This window comes from Paraflavitalea soli, from assembly GCF_003555545.1.
Taxonomy (GTDB): Bacteria; Bacteroidota; Bacteroidia; order Chitinophagales; family Chitinophagaceae; genus Paraflavitalea; species Paraflavitalea soli.
In genome coordinates this window covers 1,607,445-1,629,407 of sequence record NZ_CP032157.1, presented here as the reverse complement: position 1 = coordinate 1,629,407, position 21,963 = coordinate 1,607,445, and the positions used below count along the sequence as shown (strand labels likewise).

General features: G+C 48.2%; 21 protein-coding genes. 7 read left to right on the top strand and 14 right to left on the bottom strand.

Annotated features, from left to right (window positions below):
• Position 1: 1 nt before the first annotated feature.
• Positions 2-2,020, bottom strand: a complete 2,019-nt coding sequence (locus D3H65_RS06155) for a serine hydrolase (protein ID WP_119049424.1) — start codon at positions 2,018-2,020, stop codon at positions 2-4.
• A gap of 1,078 nt (positions 2,021-3,098) precedes the next feature.
• Here D3H65_RS06155 and D3H65_RS06150 point away from each other — a divergent pair.
• Both D3H65_RS06150 and D3H65_RS06145 read left to right on the top strand, forming a co-directional pair.
• The gene (locus tag D3H65_RS06150) at positions 3,099-3,473 is read left to right on the top strand and encodes a hypothetical protein (protein WP_119049026.1); all 375 of its coding nucleotides are present in this window, start codon (positions 3,099-3,101) and stop codon (positions 3,471-3,473) included.
• The gene (locus D3H65_RS06145; protein WP_119049027.1) at positions 3,470-4,381 is read left to right on the top strand and encodes an IS3 family transposase; all 912 of its coding nucleotides are present in this window, start codon (positions 3,470-3,472) and stop codon (positions 4,379-4,381) included. The genes D3H65_RS06150 and D3H65_RS06145 overlap by 4 nt, the downstream gene beginning before the upstream one ends.
• A gap of 228 nt (positions 4,382-4,609) precedes the next feature.
• Here D3H65_RS06145 and D3H65_RS06140 read toward each other — a convergent pair whose 3' ends face one another.
• The gene (locus D3H65_RS06140; RefSeq protein WP_119049423.1) at positions 4,610-5,275 is read right to left on the bottom strand and encodes an alpha/beta hydrolase family protein; all 666 of its coding nucleotides are present in this window, start codon (positions 5,273-5,275) and stop codon (positions 4,610-4,612) included.
• An 8-nt stretch (positions 5,276-5,283) separates the two neighbouring features.
• A complete protein-coding gene (locus D3H65_RS06135) occupies positions 5,284-5,583 on the bottom strand; it encodes a hypothetical protein (protein WP_119049422.1) in 300 nt (99 codons plus the stop codon).
• A gap of 99 nt (positions 5,584-5,682) precedes the next feature.
• Between D3H65_RS06135 and D3H65_RS06130 the strand changes: the two genes are divergently transcribed.
• Entirely contained in the window at positions 5,683-7,824 is a 2,142-nt protein-coding gene (locus tag D3H65_RS06130; RefSeq protein WP_119049421.1) for a DNA topoisomerase 3, read from the top strand.
• A gap of 302 nt (positions 7,825-8,126) precedes the next feature.
• Here the strand turns inward: D3H65_RS06130 and D3H65_RS06125 are convergent, their stop codons facing one another.
• Complete coding sequence (locus D3H65_RS06125; RefSeq protein WP_119049420.1) at positions 8,127-9,218, bottom strand: glycosyltransferase family A protein; 1,092 nt, start codon at positions 9,216-9,218, stop codon at positions 8,127-8,129.
• Positions 9,219-9,494: 276 nt separating this feature from the next.
• Between D3H65_RS06125 and D3H65_RS06120 the strand changes: the two genes are divergently transcribed.
• The gene (locus D3H65_RS06120; RefSeq protein ID WP_119049419.1) at positions 9,495-11,507 is read left to right on the top strand and encodes a hypothetical protein; all 2,013 of its coding nucleotides are present in this window, start codon (positions 9,495-9,497) and stop codon (positions 11,505-11,507) included.
• A gap of 86 nt (positions 11,508-11,593) precedes the next feature.
• On the opposite strand, the gene D3H65_RS06115 is transcribed toward D3H65_RS06120, so the two are convergent.
• From D3H65_RS06115 to D3H65_RS06080, 8 genes are all read right to left on the bottom strand, one after another.
• Complete coding sequence (locus D3H65_RS06115) at positions 11,594-12,043, bottom strand: hypothetical protein (protein ID WP_162915438.1); 450 nt, start codon at positions 12,041-12,043, stop codon at positions 11,594-11,596.
• Between the two features lie 23 nt (positions 12,044-12,066).
• Positions 12,067-13,311 carry a hypothetical protein gene (locus D3H65_RS06110; protein ID WP_119049417.1) on the bottom strand — a complete coding sequence of 415 codons (1,245 nt, stop codon included), beginning with the start codon at positions 13,309-13,311 and terminating at the stop codon, positions 12,067-12,069.
• 9 nt (positions 13,312-13,320) lie between these two features.
• On the bottom strand, positions 13,321-13,848 hold the full coding sequence (locus D3H65_RS06105; protein ID WP_119049416.1) for a hypothetical protein: 528 nt from the start codon (positions 13,846-13,848) through the stop codon (positions 13,321-13,323).
• A 146-nt stretch (positions 13,849-13,994) separates the two neighbouring features.
• Complete coding sequence (locus D3H65_RS06100; protein WP_119049415.1) at positions 13,995-14,417, bottom strand: VOC family protein; 423 nt, start codon at positions 14,415-14,417, stop codon at positions 13,995-13,997.
• Positions 14,418-14,433: 16 nt separating this feature from the next.
• A complete protein-coding gene (locus D3H65_RS06095) occupies positions 14,434-14,877 on the bottom strand; it encodes a DUF1569 domain-containing protein (RefSeq protein WP_119054408.1) in 444 nt (147 codons plus the stop codon).
• 63 nt (positions 14,878-14,940) lie between these two features.
• Entirely contained in the window at positions 14,941-15,372 is a 432-nt protein-coding gene (locus tag D3H65_RS06090) for a helix-turn-helix domain-containing protein (protein ID WP_119049414.1), read from the bottom strand.
• Between the two features lie 62 nt (positions 15,373-15,434).
• Positions 15,435-15,782: a nuclear transport factor 2 family protein gene (locus D3H65_RS06085; RefSeq protein WP_119049413.1), complete on the bottom strand. Its 348-nt coding sequence runs from the start codon at positions 15,780-15,782 to the stop codon at positions 15,435-15,437.
• Positions 15,783-15,902: 120 nt separating this feature from the next.
• Positions 15,903-17,021, bottom strand: coding sequence for a serine hydrolase domain-containing protein (locus tag D3H65_RS06080; protein WP_119049412.1), 1,119 nt, complete (start codon positions 17,019-17,021; stop codon positions 15,903-15,905).
• A 76-nt stretch (positions 17,022-17,097) separates the two neighbouring features.
• Between D3H65_RS06080 and D3H65_RS06075 the strand changes: the two genes are divergently transcribed.
• Both D3H65_RS06075 and D3H65_RS06070 read left to right on the top strand, forming a co-directional pair.
• A complete protein-coding gene (locus D3H65_RS06075; RefSeq protein WP_119049411.1) occupies positions 17,098-17,691 on the top strand; it encodes a hypothetical protein in 594 nt (197 codons plus the stop codon).
• Positions 17,692-17,854: 163 nt separating this feature from the next.
• The gene (locus D3H65_RS06070; protein ID WP_119049410.1) at positions 17,855-18,466 is read left to right on the top strand and encodes a hypothetical protein; all 612 of its coding nucleotides are present in this window, start codon (positions 17,855-17,857) and stop codon (positions 18,464-18,466) included.
• Positions 18,467-18,472: 6 nt separating this feature from the next.
• Here the strand turns inward: D3H65_RS06070 and D3H65_RS06065 are convergent, their stop codons facing one another.
• On the bottom strand, positions 18,473-19,393 hold the full coding sequence (locus D3H65_RS06065) for a ketopantoate reductase family protein (RefSeq protein ID WP_211345633.1): 921 nt from the start codon (positions 19,391-19,393) through the stop codon (positions 18,473-18,475).
• 171 nt (positions 19,394-19,564) lie between these two features.
• Between D3H65_RS06065 and D3H65_RS06060 the strand changes: the two genes are divergently transcribed.
• A complete protein-coding gene (locus D3H65_RS06060) occupies positions 19,565-20,632 on the top strand; it encodes a serine hydrolase domain-containing protein (RefSeq protein WP_119049408.1) in 1,068 nt (355 codons plus the stop codon).
• Positions 20,633-20,705: 73 nt separating this feature from the next.
• On the opposite strand, the gene D3H65_RS06055 is transcribed toward D3H65_RS06060, so the two are convergent.
• Complete coding sequence (locus D3H65_RS06055) at positions 20,706-21,836, bottom strand: Gfo/Idh/MocA family protein (protein ID WP_119049407.1); 1,131 nt, start codon at positions 21,834-21,836, stop codon at positions 20,706-20,708.
• Positions 21,837-21,963 lie beyond the last annotated feature (127 nt).

Sequence of the window (21,963 nt, the reverse complement as noted above, 5' to 3'; positions counted from 1 at the left end):
TTTATTGCCCTTTCCCTTCCACCAGGAACCGGCGCATCACATCCAGGAGTGGGTAGGCCGTATCCGCATTGGTAAACAGCACATAGCCCATTTTGAGGTCTTTGTACACTTCAAATTGACACCTGAAATCGCCGTTATTGCCTCCATGTCCAAAGGATTTGCCAAAGGGTGTTTCCCGTATCTGAAAACTCATGCCCATATACTCCGGCACAGTGGGTTTATCGTCGTCTGCATCATAGACAAAGTCCGAATGCTTCCGCCACATGTTTTCATAGGTCGATGCCTTTAATCCCTTTTGCTCCAGCAGGTACAGCAAGAACCGGGTGAAGATGCGTGCTTCCGTATGCATGGAATAAGCCATGCCGGGCGAATCCGGCAATTCGTCGTAGTTGGGCAATCCATCATTGTGTCCATTGGCCACCAATGCCCGGAGGGAATCATTGCGCGAAAAGAAAGTATGGTACAAGCCCACGGGCTCTATCACTTCCTCCTGTAATACCTGCTCCACTTTTTTACCGGTGATCTTCTCTACCACCATTTTCAGGTATTCAAAACCTTCGCCCGAATAATTATACTGCGTGCCGGGGGTAAACAGCAGCTTCAGCTTGTTATCCGGCGTCATCCATCGCCAGTTGGGAAAACCCGTGCGATGGGTCAATACATGTGTTGCCGTGATCAGTTTATACCGGTCGTCGTATTCAATGTCTTTGTAGGGAAGATAGAGGTAGAGCGGTTTGTCCAGGTCAATGACACCGCGTTCTGCCAGCTTTTGAACGGCCAGGGAAAATACAGGTTTAGTAATCGAAGCCGCTTCAAAAAGGGTAAGACTATCAACCTTCTCCCCGGTAAAGGTGTTTTTGACCCCATAGGTTTTGTAATACGCCAGTTTTCCGTCTTTGATCAGGGCAAGAGATACTCCTGGTATCTTGTAGTATTGCTGATAGGTTTCAACAAACTGGTCCACCTTTGCCGCATCTGCTGCGGTAAATTGATGCAGGATGCCTTTTTCCGGCACCAGGTCCGGTACAGGCGTGGAGGGTATGTATATCGAAGGCGCTTGTATAGATTGGCTGCCTTTAACAGCAAGGGTAATGGCTTTTACCGATGCAGTGCCATACAGTTTTTTACCCCGTTGAAAATAAGCATCCGGCAATTGTACCGTGTAATTCCCCGGTGGAATGGTGGCCGCATAAGCGCCCGTACTATCCACTTCTACCTGCACCCAGGTGGCCGGGTGTTGAACGGAAGTAAAACGAACCGTACCAGGCAGTTTTTCGCTTATTGGTTTTTCCCAGGCTATGGCGCCCGTCACGGTCCCCAGGTTTACCCGGACAGGCATCAGGAGTATATCGCCCAGGCTATTCGGATTCCTGTATTTGGCATCACCCTTACCCCATGAAGTATAAGTAAAGCTGCTATCCCGGTCCATGTCAAATATCAGGAAGTCAGCTCCCACCGATTTGCCGATGACAAACTGATCGCCCAGGCTGATACGCCATTCGTAGAATCGCGTATTTCCTTTTTGCACCATCACTACCTCCACAATTTTCCAGGAGGCATTTTTAGAAAAAGGATCATAATAGGCGTTGTTGATATTGCGTAGGTATTTGCTGCACATAAAGGAAGTTACGCCCGAGCGGCCCGGCAGGTGCCGCGCATCGAGACTGAGCTCCAGGCCATCCTGCGTATTCCAGCGTACCTGCTTCGTACTGTCTTCCACAAAATCATCGTCGGTCACGGTAAAAGCCAGGTAAAGGGACCGGTTGTCAGCCCGGTAACCCACCTGGAAGTATCCGCTGAGATCGTCCGTACCGGTAGGCTTGGCATCAGACAGGCGGGTGTCTATATTGTACCTGACGGCTGTTGAGGGCCAGTCGGAAAAGTCGCCGTCTACCTTAATAGCGCCCAGTGGATAGGCATAGGCTATCTTACCATTGTGGGCCAATAGCGTCAGGCCAAACAGCAGGCCCACTGTAAAGAGACCAGCTGTTTTAATGCATGGAGGCAGCAGGATGCGCATGGTTAGAAGGATTTATAGTTGTCCGGACAGATGGTTTACAAGCATTAAATACAATGCCCTGTTGGAAATGTTGCATGGCCTTGCTGTACTACGGGAGCGTGATCACATGATTTCTTAATGCATATAAAACCAGGCCGGTCACATTACGGCTACCCGTTTTCTGCAACAGGTTGTTGCGATGCCCGTTCACCGTTTTCACGCTCCAACAGAAAAAGAAAAAGCCCCGCTCCGATGAGCAGGGCTTAATAAGCCTATAGTAGATAAGCGGTATAGTTTATCCTCCGGCACCCACACACCTGCGCGCAGACAACATTGTCCGCAACAAGGCCGCCGGTTACCGGTCAGGCGCTGATCGTTAATAACCAACAACCAAAACCTGGGCGCCAACACTTTCTGTTTTGTAATGTGCTTTTCGTTGATCGGTAGTCGACGTCACCATAACCATTGATCACACATAGCAGAAAAATACCCAGTGGCAATAGCCCTCAGCTGACAGATGAAAACCACCAGCCAACCGCTGATCGCTATAAGTCCACAGCAAAAAGCCAGATCCAAAAACCTGAAAGATCGAAACCAAAAGCTCGTAGCTCAACGCTCGTAGCTCGCAGCTTGTATTCAGTAGTGTTGCACAACACTCATCATCATCATCTTCAACCATGCTTAGGGGCCCCGTCCACATGGTCGATCGCTTGGTAACTGTTCACAACAAACGTACGACATTCAGATACCCGTTTCCAAATGCGACATGGCCGGTTTCGTCTATTTGGTATAAAATGTAAAAAATCGACGTAATGTGCGTCGATTTTTTACAAAAATTACAAAATTAACCAAACCGGCCATGACACTTTTGGATTTGGCATATTCTATGTCGTATGTTTACTGAGTGTTATTAAAGGTCAGTATGGCAGGAGCAGGAAGCCAGGCAATGCCAAACCGCCAAAAAGATCAGCCGGTTACCAACAGCCAGGAAAGTACAAAGCACGGAGTAACCCGAGACACCAAACTCTAAACTGTCTCGTTCCTGAAATCTCCTTACATAAATGGGTAGTAAGTATACAGAAACCTAAATTTACCCATTATGAGTTCAAACAACAAGGGCGGTCGGGATCCTGTCCATGACAACATCCTCAAGATCGCAGTAGCCCGTGAGTATCTAAGTAGTGATCTGGGCTATATGAAATTGGCTATCAAGTATGGTCTTCCTGGTCCAAGTACAGTCCGGCATTTTGTAAAATGGTATAAGGCAAACTATCCCACGGGAGAAATACCACCTGTCCAGCCGACACAACAATCGCAGCAGCCTGCCACAACCAGTGAAGTAGAAGAACTCAGAAAGCAATTACAACAGGCCAATCTCAAAGTAGCAGCCTGGGAAATGTTACTTGAAAATGCCGGTAAGGAGCTGGGAGTGGACATTGTAAAAAAGTTTGGTACCAAACAGTCCGGCAAGTGAAACAGCACTATCCTCAGGCAGCGATAGGCACACTTTGCGCATTGTTTGGTAAAACAAGGCAGGCTTATTATGAACATGGATGGCAGGCGGCCAACGGGCAGTTGCGGGAAGAACTTGTATTGGACCTGGCAACACAAGCACGCAAAGTCTTAAAGAAAGAAGGCGCTGTAAAATTACTGGGCTCTCTGCGACCAGCCCTGCAGTCCCATAACATCACAATGGGCAGGGACCGGTTCTTTAAACTACTCAGAAAGCATAACATGCTGCAAAAGCGTAAAAAGAACCATGCCCGTACCACCTGGTCGGACCACCCTTATCGAAAATGGCCCAACCTGATCAAAGGGCTGGAAGCACTAAAGCCCCAGCAACAGTGGGTGAGTGATATTACCTATCTGCGTACCGAAAAGGGCTTTTCGTACCTCTCATTGATAACCGATGCCTACTCCAGAAAGATAGTCGGTTATCATGTAAGTCAGAACCTGCGGGTCCGGGGATGCCTTATAGCCCTGAACAAAGCTATAAGGTCCTTAAAAGACTATGTACCCCAAAGCCTTATCCACCACTCTGACAGAGGAATACAATACTGCTGTGACCAGTATGTAAATGTTTTACAAACTAATCAGATCCGCATCAGTATGACCCAGACAGGCAGCCCCTATGAAAATCCGGTAGCAGAAAGGGTAAATGGAATACTTAAAACTGAACTGGACCTGGATGGAACATTTGAAGGCTATAGCCAGGCAATAGCAGCTACCCATAAGGCCATTGACCGCTATAACAGGCTGCGCCAACATATGAGCTGTGATAACCTTACACCTGATCAGGCACATCTGAGAGAGGGAAAATTGAAAAAAAGATGGAAAACCAGAAAACGAAAAACAAAACCAGATGACCAACTAAATACTTAACCTGTAAAGCGATATCCGTATTATTGCCTAAGCATGTAAAGTAAAAACCGTATTGACCTGCCCAACTGTAAGGTTTTTTCAGTACAAGACAAACCCGAAACAAGCTACGCTACAGTATAGCTACAGTATAGCTTCAGCATACCTTCAATATGGATACAGTATGCTAATAGCATCAAACGCCAAAACAGCCACTTTCCGCAGAAAGTGAAAGGGCAACTTGTGTCAGGATCACTTAAGTTTCTTCACCACCGATAACACCCATTGTTGCGTGGCCTCCGTCAGCAAGGCCATCGTATCCGTTTTACCGGCCTTGAAAGAGTGGTCAGCGCCTTCCAGTTTAACCAGTTTGGCTTTTTTGAGTGCTTTGCATACCGGTTCGATCAGGTCCCAGGTAGCCAGCGCATCTTTCGAGCCCTGTAGAAAAAGCATGGGCACTTTTATTTCTTGCAGGTGTTCAGCCCGGTCAGTGGATGGTTTACCCGCAGGGTGCAGCGGAAACCCATAAAAGATAAGCCCCTTTACCTCCTTACGTTTGTTGGCAGCCTGGTATTGCGACGACATCCGTCCGCCAAAAGATTTGCCTGCCACAAACAAGGGAAGCGAAGGGTATAGTGCATGCGCCTTATCGATCGCTGCTGCGATCGTTTCGTGCGCCACCGCCGGCGTATCAGGTCGGCCTTTTTTATTTTCGGTAAACGGGAAATTGAACCGTAGCGTCGCAATGCCCGCTTTCGACAAGGCCGTAGCCAATTCGACCATAAAGTGATGATCCATATTAGCGCCTGCTCCATGCGCGAGCGTCAGGATAGCCGTTGGTCTGGCAGGCGCCATCACAATGGCAGATACCTTGCCGATAGCAGCAGACACCGTGAGTTTTATTGACTTGGTAGGCATAGTGTGTGCTAATCCCGGTCTTCCTCCAGATCATCGTGGTTATCGCCGCCCAGGCTGTAATAATTGTTTTCTTCATCTTCTTCACCTACCCCTTCATCTGCATCATCCAGCTCAGCACCCGGCACATCAAGATCATCGCCCAACTGTTTGTTGCGGTTACCCCCTTTGCCTTTTACAGGTTGTCCTTCATCATCCAGCGGTTCTTCTTTTGCCCGGTTATAAATATCATCTTCTTGCTTATATTCCGGTAAAGGAAATTTCTTGTCTTCTTCCGGATCTGTAGGTTTGTTTTTAGCCTTCTTACTCATGGTCTGCCTGTTTAGTTATGTGTAGGAAATTCGAGCTTCCACCCTAAAATTACCAAATAGACAGTATAAAATCCCGACATTTGGGGTCTTTTCAAGATTATGAAGGTTTGCATTGCTGAAAAGCCAAGTGTGGCGAGAGATATAGCGGCGATCATCGGCGCCAAAGACCGCAAGGACGGATACCTCGAAGGCAACGGGTACCAGGTAACCTGGACCTTTGGGCACTTCTGTACCCTGAAGGAACCACATGATTATACCGACCAATGGAAATCCTGGCGACTGGAAGCCCTGCCCATGATCCCGCCCAGTTTTGGCATCAAACTCATCAACAACGACGGCGTCAAAAAACAATTCAAAGTAATAGAGCAGCTGGTAAAGCAGTGTGACGAAGTGATCAACTGTGGTGATGCAGGCCAGGAAGGTGAGCTCATCCAGCGTTGGGTATTGCTCAAAGCGCAATGCACCGCCCCCGTCAAAAGGTTATGGATCTCCTCCCTTACAGAAGAAGCCATCCGCGAAGGTTTCCAAAAGCTAAAAAATGCCGACCAGTACGACAACCTCTATGCAGCAGGCAGCGCCCGCGCTATTGGTGATTGGCTGTTGGGCATGAATGCCACCCGCTTGTTCACCACTAAATTTGCCCAGGGCAAAACAGTGCTCTCCATCGGCAGGGTGCAAACCCCTACCCTGGCCATGATCGTAGCACGGCAGAAAGAGATCAATGCCTTCGTGGCCGAAGAATACTGGGAATTAAAGACCATCTACCGCGATACCGAATTCACCGCTACCATCGACCGTATCAAAGTATTGGACAGGGCAGAGAAAGGATTGGCGTACCTGAAGGAACATCCCTTTGAGATCACTTCCTTTGAGAAGAAAGAAGGCAAAGAAGGCAACCCCCGCCTGTTCGACCTCACCGGCCTGCAGGTGGAAGCCAATAAAAAATATGCCTATTCCGCCGACGACACCCTGAAATATATCCAGAACCTGTATGAAAAGAAACTGGTGACCTATCCCCGGGTAGATACCACGTACCTTTCCGAAGACCTGCATCCTAAAATTGCGACCATCATGCAGGACCTTACGCCTTATGCAGCCCTCACTGCCCCGGTACTGGCCAACCCGATCCCTAAATTGAAAACCGTTTTCGACGACAAGAAAGTGACCGATCACCATGCCATCATTCCTACAGGCGTCTATCCATCCGGCCTGGGGCCGGAAGAGAAACGGATCTACGACCTCGTAGCCAGGCGTTTCATTGCCGCCTTCTACCCGGAGTGTAAGATTTCCAATACCACCGTGCTGGGTAAAGTAGGTCAGGTACCGTTCAAAGTTACCGGTAAACAAATATTGGAACCTGGCTGGAAAGAAATATATGTCAATGATGTGACCGCTAAAAAAGAAGGCGAGGAAGAAGAAAAGATATTGCCCGTATTTGTAGCAGGAGAAAGCGGTCCCCATACCCCGCGAATTCACCAGGGCAAAACCTCTCCACCCAAAGCCTTCACCGAAGCCACCCTCCTGCGCGCCATGGAAACAGCGGGCAAACAGGTTGATGATGAGGAAATGCGCGAACTGCTCAAAGACAATGGCATTGGCCGTCCCTCCACCCGTGCCAATATCATCGAGACCCTCTTTCGCCGCAAGTATATAGAGAAACGCAAGAAGAATATTTTTGCCACCCAAACCGGCATCGACCTCATAGATACCATCCAGACCGAAATTCTCAAAAGCCCCGAGCTCACCGGTATCTGGGAACGCAAACTACGCCTCATCGAAAAAGGCGAGTATGCCATGGAGACCTTCAAGCAGGAACTGATCCAGATGGTCATTGACCTTACTACCGAGGTAAAGACCGCTAATTACAAAGTGATCACCATTGTACCCGATCAACCGGCCGCCAAAGAAAAGGAAAAAGAGAAAGCCGATAAGCCTAAGAAAGAGTCTAAATCCGCAGCACCCAAAAAGACAATCCTGATCGAAGAGCAGCAATGCCCCAAATGCAAAGCCCATTTGCTGAAGAAAGGCAATACCGCTTATGGCTGCGCCAATTTCAAAGCCTGCGGCTTCAAAATACCCTTTGAAGTTTTTGGCAAAAAACTTACCGACAAACAAATTGCCGACCTGCTCGCCAAAGGTAAAACCGGTAAAGCAAAGGGCTGGAAACTGGCAGGTACAGGCACCGAAGTCGAAGGCAAGCTCACACTGAATGCTGCTTTTGAACTTGAGATCAAACCTTGATCCGTTGTATAGCGCCTGATACCTGAAAGCTATTCTTCACCCTTCAAAGCAACCGCCTTCGCCAGTTGCGAAGCATATTTTTCGGTATTGGCCTCCGTTAGTTTGCCCAGCACACCCCGCATTTACAAACCAGCTTGCAGTACCGGCCATCAAAAGTGGCTTTGCGTCCGCAAGTATATAGTGGCTGTAGTTCCATCTACTTTTACCCATTCGTGCTCCCTGGTATAAAGCAATCCTTCCGGAACGGGGTTCATAATGCTTACAGTTTTATGGTGATTGATGAATGCGATTGATGGTCTCTGTTATAACACAAGCTGCCTCCCCGATGAATGTACCGTTACCGCGCCTTGTCCAAACCCCTGTTGGTTGATCCCTGTACGATGCTGTTTATTCTCCAGCAGTTTCAGCTTTCCCATAAAGCAAGCCCGCCCCATTAGCAATTGATCCTGCAGCCTCCCCGGCTCCAGACGGTAATACACCTGGCCATTACCGTCCACCAACTCCTGTTGATGATGCCTCGAAAGCAGTTCCAGCAGGGCCCCATTGTCCTGGCTGCAGGCAATACCGGCATCATGGGCATTATAGTTTCCGGTGGCATAGTCCGACAGTTTCAACACCAGCTTTCCGCCTACATCACCACTGGGCTGCTGTGCTTTATCGAAGCCGATACCACGGGCCATCACCCGGAACCGCTCAAACCGGTTGTCTGTACGCAGGTAGAGCATCTCCCATTCCCTGTCCGTTTTGGGAGCCAGCAGTATTGTAAGCAACATTTTGGAGGTCATACCGCCCGCTATCCTCAGTTCGTCCGTATGTTCGATGGCCCGGAGAAACCGGCTGGTCCGCACAATCGACTTGCGGCGGCCACCATCGATCATGCGGTATTTGAAGTCCTGGTCATCATACCCATAATCCACGATCCCCTCATCATAACCACGAAAACGGTAGAAGTCTTTTTTCCACAGGCATAGCCTCCCCTGCACATCCCACCATTTCTTGTCTGGCCCTACCCAGGGTGGCGCCAGGAACATGTTTTTATCCCTGGCAAACAGCTTATTGATATAGGCCGCAAATCCGGGACCCGTAAAATTGTCTGCATCCACGCTACACAAAATATCGCCGGTCGCCAGCTTAAAGACCATATTCTTGGAATGGCTCATCCTGAAGACTTCCGGAAAGTCGGCTTTATAGTATTTAAGCAGGCCCGATTCCAGGTATTGGCTCATTTCGCCCGTTACCCATGCATGCATATCATCTTTCGAGCCGTAGTTCAACAGCACATATTCCAGGTTGGGATAAGCGCTGTTATCCAGGATGTTCCGGACCAGCGTCTCCTTCAGGTGGAGCGTCCTGTTCATGCATACCGTACAGAAGGATATCCTGTGGAAGGTCATCGTTGAGATATTGGGTAATTACCTTACATACGGAATAACAGGGGTGGCTAGATGCCGTACGCCATCCACGTCCTTGAAAAATTACCCTATAAGTGGTATTGTCAGGCCCGTTCTGATCATTTATCTTCACAGTACGCATATTTATCATGCTCTCCCCTGCCAGGATTGATGAATATTTATCCCCCCTTATTCATGGTATGCTTTTCCTTTTTGCCGCGCTAAACATGATCCTCCCTTAAAAACAGGGCGCACATCATTCATTTAAAACAACTAAGCATGAAAAAGATTCTTTCACTGCAAGGGGTATCCCTTTGGGTAATTTTATTCCTGTGTTTTGTATTGTATGGATGCGAAGGGTGCGGAGGTCCTAAACCGCCCGTTAACCAGGTCACCGAGGTACTGCCCAGTGACACCTTAATGCAGGCTTTTAGCCAATCACCGCCTGTTGTGCAGGATATCTTCATCAAAAAACTGGAAAAGCCCGATAAGGACGGCAATACAGTCCTCCTGATCGCATCATTTGCCAAAGAAGAGACCCGCCTGCGGGGCATCAATACCTTACCCCTCAACATCGATGAAAAGACACAATTCAAATTAACCGACCAGGGTATTAATGGAGATGAAATAGCCAACGATGGTCAATTCAGCGTACCACTCAAAGTGAGTGATGAAGAACTGGCTACCGTCATCAACAACAACAAGGAAGTACTGGCCAAACAAAATAACCTCATTACCAGCTTTGCCGGCCGTGTGCGCGAAGTAAAACGCGAGTTTGAGCCCATCACCCTCGATTCCTTCCGCCTGCATTTGAAGCTACCCATCAAAGTGTTCTTTTTCACCATGGTCACCAAAGCCTCCATGCCCGCCATCCGCGATAAAAGTCTTATGATAAGAGATGTATCCGTGGTGGAAGACCTCACCAGGACCTATGATCCCTGCCGCACAGGTAATAAAGGCAACCCCAATGGCGTATGGAGCTTTAAGACCCTGGTGGCCAACATGGCCAATCAGCCCGTAACCACCGTTACCGTCGAACAATTCCTGATCGACTGGGTGGATAATTTCCTGTTCAGTGCCCATACCCTTTCCAGTACAGATGCCAGTACCAACCGGTCCATCTCGAAAGCAAGACTCATCAGGGCCTGGATAAAGAACAGCGGCCTGCCCAATCCCGCAGGCACCGGCGTACCGGCAGGATGGCAAACCATGGCTTTGAAAGCCGAAGAATTCCCGGTACGCTTGCTGGCGATCGTCAACCGGCTCGATCTGCGGGGCAACTCCGGGTATGGCGGCTTCAGGAATCCGGGAGAAGGACGTTTTGTCTTTGCGTTCTCCGACAGCCGCACCGACTGTGGCAGTAGCAACAACGACCTCGGCACCATGACCTTTATCATGGAATATGGCATCCCCATCAAAAACTGCGAAGCATTAAAAGCATACGGACAACAATGGTGGGACCTGCAATCCGAAGCATTTGGCCCCAACTTCAATACAAAGCTGCAGGCCATTACCGATGTCTTTACAGCCATCAATGCCGATCCTTCCAAAGCCAACAGAAGTGCATTGAACCATTTTCGCACCAATGATTTCCTGCCGGCCACCTTTACCCCCACCCATCCCTGGGATATCCGCGACTTTGAGATCGATGGCACCACCCATAAACTAAACATCATCCATCCCAGTCATGAACCGATGGTAGGCTCCAATGGCTTTTTAGTTGGTTTTAATGCCGGCAAGCTGGCGGCTATGGCAGCCTTCGCCAATACCGTGCCTTTTACTCCTGCCAACCTCAATCCCAATTATACCATACCCGACCCGGTTAAAGGCATTCATGCCCCCATAGTAGTAAGTGCTCCCGACAATACACCACCCAACAGCTATCATTGGCGGGGTAATGCTGCTAATCCCATTGATCCCTTCAAACGCCGGGAATTTTCTTTTGGCACTTGTAGTGGTTGTCACAAAGGAGAGACACGGAACCTATTCACCCACATAAGACCCAGGAATATCGGATCTGCAGCCGGCCTATCCGGTTTTATGACCGGCATGGGCGCAGATGACAACCCCAGTGCAGCGGATGATGATAACGATCCCATTGGCGATTTCTTTGTCAACGATCCCGGTCCCAGTCCCCTGCCACAAAAAGGTTTCAATGAAGCTTTCTTCAGGGGAAGCAGCCTCGAAAACCTGGTCTTTCATTCACCCTGCTTAAGGTTGCCCAATTTCCCCAATCAACTATTAGCCCTGAATGAAGTTTTACGGCGGCGCCCTTTGAACATGCCCCACTAAAGCATAGCCTCTCCAAATACAAAAGCCCCCTGGTACTACATCCCGGGGGCTTTTTATATGAAAAGCTGTTACTAGCGATAACCTTTTTACCGGCTCTTGGGTGGAAGCAGCAAAATAGACCTTTTGGTGGCAGCTAAACAAGCGTTGATCTTCCACACTTCTGTGATGGGCACCTGCAGGAATAAAAGATCACCTGGCGTCTCGGTGCTATTGCTATGGGCCGCGGCTACACGGATGGGGCCGTAACAGTCAGCAGGTGTTGCTCCCGTCGTTGAATCTGTCCGGCAAAGGATGACCTGGCTTCCTTTATGTATCCCGCGGCACAAGATGGCTTCTTCTTTGGTTAAGGACAAGAGCAGGATGGCCGAATCCGGCGCAGCCTCTACCAGGGGAGATGGTTTGGAAGCTGGTGCGGGCGCAGTATCCAATAAAGCATTTTTCAGGAAACACCCTTTCAAAGTAGCGAGTACAGCTACCAATGAAAGCCAAATAAAATATACCCGGTGTTTGACAATAAAGCGGATTATCTGTTTCATTTCTTGATTGGTACTTTGCTTGATCAACCGAATGCTTCACCATCCTCTGCCACCGCTTCTTTTTTAGCAGCTGGCGCCGGATGCTGATACGATAAAGTATCATCGCCTGTTTCCAGTTTTTTCCATAGTGCTTTTTCGGTTGCCCCATCACCAGGCAATTCAATATGCAGCAATTGCAGCAATTGAAACCGGTTGAGGTCAATGGCGCTGCGCACCACTTCGGTGAATCCCCGGTAGCTTTGTATGGCCACCTGGTAAGCGATATTGGTAGCAATAGGCCCCAGGACCGCCACCAATGTAAATGGCCAGAAGCCTTCCGCACAAAAGCCAAGGATTATCCATATTAGTGTAGTCACACCCAAAACAATGGTAAAGGCAATGCTGAAGTCGAGTTGGTTTTTCGATTCTTCCAGCATCGGGTAAAAGTCCTTGTCGCCCCGGATCACTTTCAGTAGCCGGATCCAGAAATGTTCAATATCCAATCCGTAACGTTTACCGCCATACTCACGGTGCACCATGGAAAAATTGGCCATGCTGGTAGGTCCTAACCCACCATCCTCCGAAGGGAAACGTTGCTTCATATCAACAACGAGGCGGTCGTATCGGTATTCCAGGTTGCTCCGGGTTTCCCTTAATAGTTTCACCAATCCGGTGTGGATAGCGTCTAGTCCCTTGCCCACCTTTGCTGTGTTTTGTAGCTCCTTTTCCAATTCTTTGGCAAAATCTTCCATGTCTTTGAATGGAATGATGGCGGCAGAGCGCGTACTGTTCCTGAGTTTTGTAAAGGCTTTTTCCAGGTCATCAGAAACAGGTGCTTCCGGTTCTGCTGCTTTACCTGACCGGGCGTTTACGAGTTTCTGTATCCATTCTTCCACTTTTGTGCGGTAATCAAACAGTACAAGATCCATATTTTCTTTTTCAGCGACCATCTTTTTACGCTTGTCATATTGCACATTCCTGAGCCAGTTATAGAAAAACCTGGGCCAAAATCGCCCTTCCAGTAATTGTCTGAACCAGGGGTTCAGGTTCCAGATCACCAGGCCACCCGTAAAAAGGATCAGCACCACTTTCACCCAATACAAGATCTCACCCTCATTGGGCGGTAATACATAAGGCAACCAGGCCGTATAGAGATCGTGGTAAAAAAAATACAGCAAGCCCCAGTTGATGAAGAACAACAGCACCAGGGGTACAATACCCCCGACCAAAAAGCCCTTGCTGAATAACCCCTGAAGGCGGTCAAGTAAAGTTCCTGCGTTTGAAAACATGGGTAAGTCTTATTTACTGGAGGTGCATTTATATTTGTGGGGAGGGTCGAAATCGCAGGGTTTACCATCTTTATTGGGATCATAGGTCAAATGCCTGTCTGTACTATCACAAACACAGATCGTATTGTTACCTACTATGGCAAATTTCCTTTCTTCCCGCCGCGTAACCACCTGTACCAATTGTACAAGATGAGGCTCCCTTTCGGGATACAGAAAACCATAATCCATTTTCTTGCGCTTCAATATATCTTCCAGCAGATCCGTCAGATTACGGGGTTTGCCCAATGGCAGCGTGATCAATGGTCCCAGATCGAAGTCGTTCATGTCCTCGATCTGAAATCCTTCTTCATTCCATAAGTGGGCACAGGTATCCATTTTTTTAGTAGCGTACCCTTCGAATACTGTTTTGCTGGTAAACAGGCGGTGTTTGGTTTCGACCTTCACCACCAGTGCAGCACTTTTGATGGCGGCCATACGGCTGATGCCTTCAAAGAGCGCATCATTTCCCTGCATGTAAGGGGCATAGAAACTATCCATATAAAAAATTAATAGGTGTTCCCCTAAATGTATTGGTATTACCCGTAGCAGGGACCCGTTAAAACACCCATTTTAACGAAAAGACGGCGCTCCTTACCAGTTGGTAAAGGATACGCCGTCCTTTGCAATATAGCCTATCCGTTTATTCAGGGATTCAGCTGCGCCAGTGAGAACCAGTTACCCGAATCGTCTTTGAAAAAGGCTTCCGTACCATAGAACTCTTTGGCAGGCGCTTTCGTAAAACGAACACCCTTTGCTTTCAGCTCTTCATACGTGGCATAGATATCATCGCAGGTAAGCACCCCACAGCCAAATGTCCCTTTGCGCACCAGTTCCCGCAGGGTCTCCGCCGTTTCTTTCGAATACCACATCCCTTCGGTGATCAGCGAAAGGTTGATCTCGATGCCCTCCATTTGGGGAGGCCTTACGGTAAGCCAGCGATTGCCCTTGTTGGCAGGCACCATCGGCACATCCGTCACTACTTTAAAACCCAGCTTGTTGACATAGAAATCGTAGGCGCTGTCCTGGTCCAGTACCCACAGACTAAAATGAGTGAATCGCGTGATCATATAATGGCTGTTTTATTTAACAATTGAATTGACGCAGGTGGTGATCCGTATGTTTGTAGGCCAGGCGCCCTACCTGCTCCGTGGTCATCTTACCAAAGAAATCGTGTACAAATCCATGGTTCACATAATGCGCATACCGTTCTATCTGCGCGATCCACTCCGCTTTTTGCGCTTCCACATTACCACTCCCCTGCACCTTGAATGCCGCGCTGGTGGGTACATTACGCGCCATGGGTTTTTCATCCTTCAGCATGTTCTTCAAAGCCATTTTTCCAAAGATCATGCCCAGCAGTGTATGCTTGTTGGGCTTACTCTCCAATATCCAGGCTTCCCAGGTGGCACAATGTTTCACCATCTGGTACACCGTCATTTTACCCCATTGGCGTGGGCTATTCTCATTCACCTGGCGGATCCTGCTGATGAGTGAATCCCGGGTGGCTTTGTCAAATACTGTTTTCATGGTTTCCTTTTGCCACAAAGAAAAGCCGGCAGGCAGCAATCCATTTCTCTAAAATTGCTGTTTTTACAGCCAGCCGCTCTTACGGGCAAAACAGGCGGGGATAAAACTTAAAGGGGATTCCTGTATTTGCACTTTGATCGCCTGCTGCTGTTTGAGGTATTCCAACGGCGTTATCCGGTGCAGGCGTTTGAACAGCGCGCTGAATGATCCCAGGCTTTCAAAGCCTACCGCATAACACACGTCTGATACAGACCTGCCCGCTTTGAGCAACTCCCTGGCTTTCTCCATTCTTACCGCGATCAGGTATTGGTGCGGTGTCTTGTGGTAAATGCTTTTGAACTGCCTGATGAAATGAAACTTCGAAGAATAGACTTCATCCGCTATGTTGTTGAGGTCGATCTTTTCTGCATAGTGTGCATCAATGAACAGCTTGGCCTGTACCAGTCGCCGGTAAAGGAATATCCTTGGGTATTGTTCGTCCGTATTGCCTGCCATTGATCCGGGTTGAATGAACTACTAAGTTCGGAAAAATGGACCAGTTTCTTTACTCTCCAGCATTACCTGCCTGCTTTCTCCAGCAAAGGACGGGGATCAAATACCACCTTGAACGTGCTGATCTTTCCCTGCACCAGGCTGTACCAGCCAATGGCGAAAATAGTATTCCCGCCGCCCATATTGATATCGTACTGCAGGCACACCGTATCCCCTTCTGCAATGGCCTCTTTCACCTCGTACTTCAGTTTCATTTTCTCCATATCCGCAAAATAAGCAGCCGCCCCATTGCGGGTGCCCATCACACCGATAAAGGTCAGGTCATCGTTTACCTGTGCTTTGGCTGCTTTGAAATCTTCCTTGTTCAGGGCATCAATAAATGCCAGTACCGTTGTCTTTGCTGCGTTGTTCATGTGCTTGAGTTTTTATTTTGTACAGATCAATTACAACACAAAGGTCAGTAGGGCGCAGGGAGTTTGCCTGTGACGATCGTCACAAGTGGTATGTCGGGCTTTAAAGAGTGGGTCGCCTTCCTAATGCTCATTGCCTTCCCCTGCATCAGGCCCCTTCGTATCCGGAGGAATATGGAAACACTTGAACAAAATATCATCCGTAATGGCCGCTGGTGAAAGTTTATTACCCGCCTTATTGGTCATCACGATAACATACAGTTTTTGTGATGGCACGATCTTATAATCACACACACTGCCAATGCCTGTACCCCCGCCTCCTTTATGGACAACAATTGCCGCGCCAGCCATCCGGGAATGCCAGCCGGGTGTATTGGACAATTTAGTGGAATACGGTACCCACATGGCATTGGTATTTTTGGGGCGCAACAAAGTATTCCCATTGATCCCCTGGCTTAATTTGATGAAATCGCTCAATGTGGTCTGTAAGCCACCAGAAGGCAGACCATAATCGCCCGGCTCGAAATGAGAGACCACTTCTTTCCATTGACCTTTCTTTTCCAGGTGCCCCATGGCAACATTCGATGCACGCGGCTTCACACCCGTACGGTTCATTTGCAGGGGTGCGAATATGGATTGCGTCATATAGTCAAGATAGCTTTTACCCGTGACCGCTTCCATGAGTTTGCCCAGGATGGCATAGTTGAAGTTATTGTATTGCTGTTTCTTGCCCGCAGCAAAAGCCATGGGTAGTTTACCGGCTTTTTTTACCGTTGCTTCAAAGGAAGATCCATCCTTTTCTCCCTTTACATCCGGTATGCCGCTGGTGTGCGTCATAAATTGTTGAACCGTGATATTGCCCCATGCTTCCGGTAATTGCTTCAGGTGTTTCTTAACAGGATCTTCCAACGCTATTTTTCCTTCCTGTACCAGTTGCATCAGTCCTACTGCTGTAAAAGCTTTGGATACCGAACCAATACTGAAAATGGTTTGCTCATCCACCTTTTCCTTGCCGCTCCGGGCGCGCAGGCCATAGGTCTTCTTAAAAAGGACCTTATTGTCCTGGATAACGGCTACGGCCATGCCAGGGAATTCCTCTTCCGTCATCGCTTTCAAAATGATCTTATCTATTTTTTCTTCTATTCCTTTCTGCGCGTACAAAGGACCATTCAATAACAATAAGAAGCAACAACATAGATGAATAAATAATAATAAGCGGAAGATCTTAGGGGCTACTTGCATAATAGCAATTTTGGTTATAAATTTACGAGCGGGTTTGATTATCCTGGAACCCGTTTATCCCCAACACCCCTAAATTATGAAGTCCTTCACCATCCTTGCCATGGCATTGGTACTTGCCATGCAGGTAACTGCCCAAAAAAGCATTTCCTGCCAATACATTGCCATTAAAAAAGCGCAATATGACAGCGTGGTACGCACCCCCTTCCTGGTATTCAATAACCAGGTAAGAAAACAAGCCGGCCGCTTGCTCATTCCAATGCCCAATCAACAGTATAAGGTCTTTAATGATATCAATACCGATACCGACATGGGCGAATACAGCTACCTGGGAGATGTGCGCAGCACCAAACTGGCCCTGGTCAAAAAGACTGAATTGCACAACGAACGCTACTACCTGGTAAACCAGCTGACCGGCAAATGTGATACCCTCATCGGGGTGCCTGTCTTTGCTGCCAATATGCAGGAATTTGTGTGCCTCAATAATCCTGATACGGATGAGGACCAACTGATACAGGTAGCCCTGCTCAAAGACAATGCAGTGATCACCAAAGGTTATATCCACACCAGGCCCAAAACATTCTTCCACGCCATTGCCTATGGTGGCCGGCATACCCTCTTTGCGCAGGACGACAATGGTAAATACTGGAAACTCGATCCGTTAACAGAATAGTAATAGAAAGGCGCAAACGATTGCTATGTATGCACATAACGAGATCCTGGCCAAACGATAAGGCCAGGCTATGTAGTAAAATATCACCTTGGGAGCTAACAGTAAAATAAGTAATTTGAAGGGGCCTGCGCCGCATGCAGGCCCCTTCACTTAAACAACACTTATGAGCCCTTTACTCTGGACCATTCTTGCCATCGTGGCCGCTATTGCCGGCTTTTTTATTTACCGGATCATCGTTCTTAAAAATGGACGCCGGAAATTGTATCAGCAAAGGTTTGAAAGAGTACAACCCCTGTATGACAAACTGGAAAGCGGGCAAGCGCTTACAGCAGATGAGGTGTATGAATATGCCAAAAACCTGCAAACAAGGGAAACTACTTTTCTGTTGTTGAACGATCACAACATGACCGATCTCTTTCCCCGGGAGTTCTATACTATTGAAAAAGCGGCTGCCAGCAACCTGGTCAACTGGCTGGAGTATCCCACAGAATTGGATGCCTGTCCGGATGAACTAGAGCACCTGAAAAGGGTAACTATTGATTTTGACGGACAAAACAACTTCGTACATTACGAGGTGTTCAGATACCGCGTCAATCCACCCCACTGGGCAGCCGAAGATGGATGGATATTGGGTGTAGTAGGTCCCTATTTCGACGATAGCCAACCCTATGACCATCCTTCCAACACTTTTAGCAGGATCAGCAGCAAAGCCGATATGGTGACACCGGAAGAAGAAGTTAAATGGGTGCATGAAAACCTTTCTATGCGCCGTTAATCCGTACTACAACCGGTGCAGATCAGATTTCCATTTAGTCAGCTCGCCCAATAACTTAGTTTCTGTTACAGTATATCCCAGTTGTAGGGATTGCGCTATATCCACCATAGCAAAGTTCAGTGTTTCTATCTCCGTAGGGCGTTTGTGGTTAATATCCTGCAGCGTAGAGATCAGTTGCCCGTCAGACAGCCGGCTGATCATTAATACCGTTTCTGTTACTTCCGCTTCTGTGATGGCCACGCCCTTAGCCTGGGCAATACCTACACATTCTTTGATCACCCTGCTGGCCATAGCCATTACCCCTTCATCACGGCAAAAGATACCATTGTCAATATCCAGTAAAGGACAGATGGAATTGAACACACTGTTGGCAATGGCCTTTTTCCAGATGATGGGTTGAATATTGCTTTCCGTCCGGAAGCCAAACTGCGGGCAGTTGAGTTGTGCTACTATATTGTTGAGCTGATTGTCTCCGCCTTTTATGAGGCCTATCGGGGAAACCGCTACCGGTTTGAAGCTGATCTTATTTTCTGCCATTACCTGGCTGGTCATAAACAATACACAACGGTATACCTGCGGGAAACTATGATCTATAAATACCTGTTCTACACCCAGGCCATTCTGTAAAAGTACGATGGGTGAATCGCCAGTCTTACCTTTTAATGCCTGCGCCAGTCCGGCGTTGCCAAAGGATTTATTGGTCAGCACCACCAGTCCATTCAATACAGGGACATTACTTAAGCTGCTCACTTCAATGTTAGCCTCCATTACCCCGTGCTGCGCAGTTGTCACCTGAATGTTTTCTATATAGCTTCCCTGGTTGTCAACACTGCCTCGCAGCAATACTACCTTTCTGTTGTTGAGTGCCAGTGTTACTGCCAATACCTTTCCCACTGCACCGGCACCAATAATATAGATCTGTTCCATAACTTTCATTTGAGGAAGGTAAAGGTCATGCAAATTTCAACACCGGAACAGGGGCAGTTTTCTCCATTCTGGCTGGATCAGTTACATTTTTAACAGCATCTTGTAACACCTGCTGTTTACCAAACAACAGAAAAGAGTATTTTACCGCTTCTTAAACCCTTCTTTCCCGTTATGAAAAAATTGAATACGGTGCTGTTATTGATCCTATCTGTCAGTATAGGTACACAGTGCCAGGTAAGGCAGGCAAAACAATCTACCAGGCTGGATGAGATGACCAATCAAATTGAGAACAAGACCTGGCCAGGTGTCCATAGCGTATTGATCGCCCGGGGCGATAGTCTGCTGTATGAACATTATTTCAATGGCTACAACAGGGATTCCCTGCACGATACCCGTTCCGCTTTTAAATCTATTACCAGCCTGTTGGCAGGCATCGCTATTGATAAGGGATTTATTAAGGATGTACACCAGCCGGTACTCTCCTTCTTTCCTGAGTATGCCCAGACCTTGGGGAAAGATGCCCGGAAAAAAGCCATGACCATCAAAGACCTGCTTGAAATGAAGGCCGGCTTTGATTGTGAAGAATTCGATGGTACCAAAGATTGTGAGAACGAGATGGCCACTACCAAAGACTGGGTAAAATTCTCGCTCGAACTACCCATGAAAGATCAACCCGGCACAGTATGGGCCTATTCATCCAGCGCGCCCATGATCATCAGCGGGATCATCAGTAAAGCTACCGGCATGTCGACCATGGATTTTGCCAAAAAGTACCTGTTCGATCCGCTCGGTATCACCCACTACCGCTGGACAATTGATCCGGCTGGTCATGCTATGACGGCAGGTTCATTTTATATACGTCCGCTCGACATGTTGAAAATAGGCCAGCTGGTCAACAACAAAGGGGTATGGAAAGGGAACAGGATCATTTCATCCAAATGGATACAGGAATCAACGCAGGCTACGATACCCATTCCAGACTTTTCCTATGTGGGGATCAGCAAAACTACGCTGGCCATCCCTCAGCCAACCTTTTATGGCTATTACTGGTACCGGGAGAACATCAGGATCAAATCAAATAACAAACAGGAAGAAGTGATTTTGGCATCAGGTAATGGCGGGCAATACATCATGATCATCGAAGACCTGGACCTGGTGGTCGTCTTTACCCAGGGCAATTATGGCGCCCGGGTAGCCAAACAGGCTTTTGAACTGTTGATCAAATATATACTACCCTAGCCTGCATCCATGAAAAAGCCCCTGTTCCCTGGACAAACAGGAACAAGGGCACTGGCATATACTTTATCTACAATTACTGCTCAAAGGTGAAATCAGGCAGGTATACCTGCTTGCCTCCCTGCATGGCCGATTCATGCGCCAATATCCCTACACAGGTAATATTGGCCGACTGTACAGCATTGGGATAAGGCGATCGCTTATCCACCAGGGCGCTTACAAATTCATGCACCAGGTGCGGGTGTGATCCGCCATGCCCTGCCCCTTGCGTAAAAGAGAGGTGCTGGTGATCATCCTCATCATACACGCCCCCCGTTGTAAAACGCTGTATAGGCTCCGGCAGCAGGTGTGCATAATCCGGCGATTGTACTTCTTCCGGTATCTCCGGCTCCGGCCTTTTGGCCGTATGTACAACCAGCGGCCTGCCTTCGATCAAAGGCCACTCTACAGATTTTTGGGAACCGTACACTTCAAAACTTTCCCGGTATTGACGGGCCGTATCAAACAAGGAGCGATAGATATGCGCACTGAGGTCAGCATTCCGGAATTTGATATGCGTACTCTCCACTGCAAAAGGCGAGTTGTAATAAGCCTGCAATTCCTCCCGGATGGCGCCCGATCCAAAGCAGGATACATACTCCGCTTCTCCACGCGTGAGGGCCAGCACAGGCCCTACACAATGTGTGGCATAATGCATGGGCGGCAATCCCGGCCAGTAATTGGGCCATCCATCCATATCCTGCTGGTGACTGGCTTTCAGGAATTGGATCTTGCCCAGTTCGCCTTTGTCATATAGTTCCTTCATAAACAGAAACTCACGGGCATATACCACCGTTTCCATCATCATATAGGTGAGGCCCGTGGCTTTTACCAGTTCTACAATTTGCCGGCACTCCTCCACCGTGGTGGCCATGGGTACCGTACAGGCCACATGCTTGCCCGCCTTTAAGGCCTTGATCGATTGGGCTGCATGGTCCGGAATCGGTGTATTGATATGCACCGCATCAATGGCGGGGTCCTTTAGCAGTTCATCATAATCCGTATACCGCTTTTCCACGCCAAAAGCGTCGCCCACTTCGTTTAGTTTGGCAGCATTGCGCTGACAGATGGCAGACATGTTTGCATGCGGATGACGTTGATAAATGGGAATGAACTCCGCGCCAAACCCTAGTCCTACAATAGCGACATTGATCTTCTTTCCAGCCATATCAGTAATATTTTTTTTTGTTTTCGTAATCAGATCGAAGCTTGCATCACTTGGTCCGAAAGTCTGTAGTAACACATTAGAAACGTTGCCGTTTTTCTTCCGGACTTACGGACTTTCCGTCTTCCCG

Excerpts from the sequence above, each read along its gene's own strand:
- D3H65_RS06075 (WP_119049411.1), top strand. The coding sequence starts at position 17,098 with ATGAAGTCCTTCACCATCCTTGCCATGGCATTGGTACTTGCCATGCAG.
- D3H65_RS06140 (WP_119049423.1), bottom strand. The coding sequence starts at position 5,275 with ATGCCTACCAAGTCAATAAAACTCACGGTGTCTGCTGCTATCGGCAAG.
- D3H65_RS06125 (WP_119049420.1), bottom strand. The coding sequence starts at position 9,218 with ATGACCTTCCACAGGATATCCTTCTGTACGGTATGCATGAACAGGACG.
- D3H65_RS06095 (WP_119054408.1), bottom strand. The coding sequence starts at position 14,877 with ATGAAAACAGTATTTGACAAAGCCACCCGGGATTCACTCATCAGCAGG.
- D3H65_RS06115 (WP_162915438.1), bottom strand. The coding sequence starts at position 12,043 with ATGAAACAGATAATCCGCTTTATTGTCAAACACCGGGTATATTTTATT.
- D3H65_RS06135 (WP_119049422.1), bottom strand. The coding sequence starts at position 5,583 with ATGAGTAAGAAGGCTAAAAACAAACCTACAGATCCGGAAGAAGACAAG.
- D3H65_RS06060 (WP_119049408.1), top strand. The coding sequence starts at position 19,565 with ATGAAAAAATTGAATACGGTGCTGTTATTGATCCTATCTGTCAGTATA.
- D3H65_RS06065 (WP_211345633.1), bottom strand. The coding sequence starts at position 19,393 with ATGGAACAGATCTATATTATTGGTGCCGGTGCAGTGGGAAAGGTATTG.
- D3H65_RS06090 (WP_119049414.1), bottom strand. The coding sequence starts at position 15,372 with ATGGCAGGCAATACGGACGAACAATACCCAAGGATATTCCTTTACCGG.
- D3H65_RS06070 (WP_119049410.1), top strand. The coding sequence starts at position 17,855 with ATGAGCCCTTTACTCTGGACCATTCTTGCCATCGTGGCCGCTATTGCC.
- D3H65_RS06105 (WP_119049416.1), bottom strand. The coding sequence starts at position 13,848 with ATGGATAGTTTCTATGCCCCTTACATGCAGGGAAATGATGCGCTCTTT.
- D3H65_RS06120 (WP_119049419.1), top strand. The coding sequence starts at position 9,495 with ATGAAAAAGATTCTTTCACTGCAAGGGGTATCCCTTTGGGTAATTTTA.
- D3H65_RS06100 (WP_119049415.1), bottom strand. The coding sequence starts at position 14,417 with ATGATCACGCGATTCACTCATTTTAGTCTGTGGGTACTGGACCAGGAC.
- D3H65_RS06150 (WP_119049026.1), top strand. The coding sequence starts at position 3,099 with ATGAGTTCAAACAACAAGGGCGGTCGGGATCCTGTCCATGACAACATC.
- D3H65_RS06110 (WP_119049417.1), bottom strand. The coding sequence starts at position 13,311 with ATGTTTTCAAACGCAGGAACTTTACTTGACCGCCTTCAGGGGTTATTC.
- D3H65_RS06055 (WP_119049407.1), bottom strand. The coding sequence starts at position 21,836 with ATGGCTGGAAAGAAGATCAATGTCGCTATTGTAGGACTAGGGTTTGGC.
- D3H65_RS06080 (WP_119049412.1), bottom strand. The coding sequence starts at position 17,021 with ATGCAAGTAGCCCCTAAGATCTTCCGCTTATTATTATTTATTCATCTA.
- D3H65_RS06130 (WP_119049421.1), top strand. The coding sequence starts at position 5,683 with ATGAAGGTTTGCATTGCTGAAAAGCCAAGTGTGGCGAGAGATATAGCG.
- D3H65_RS06155 (WP_119049424.1), bottom strand. The coding sequence starts at position 2,020 with ATGCGCATCCTGCTGCCTCCATGCATTAAAACAGCTGGTCTCTTTACA.
- D3H65_RS06085 (WP_119049413.1), bottom strand. The coding sequence starts at position 15,782 with ATGAACAACGCAGCAAAGACAACGGTACTGGCATTTATTGATGCCCTG.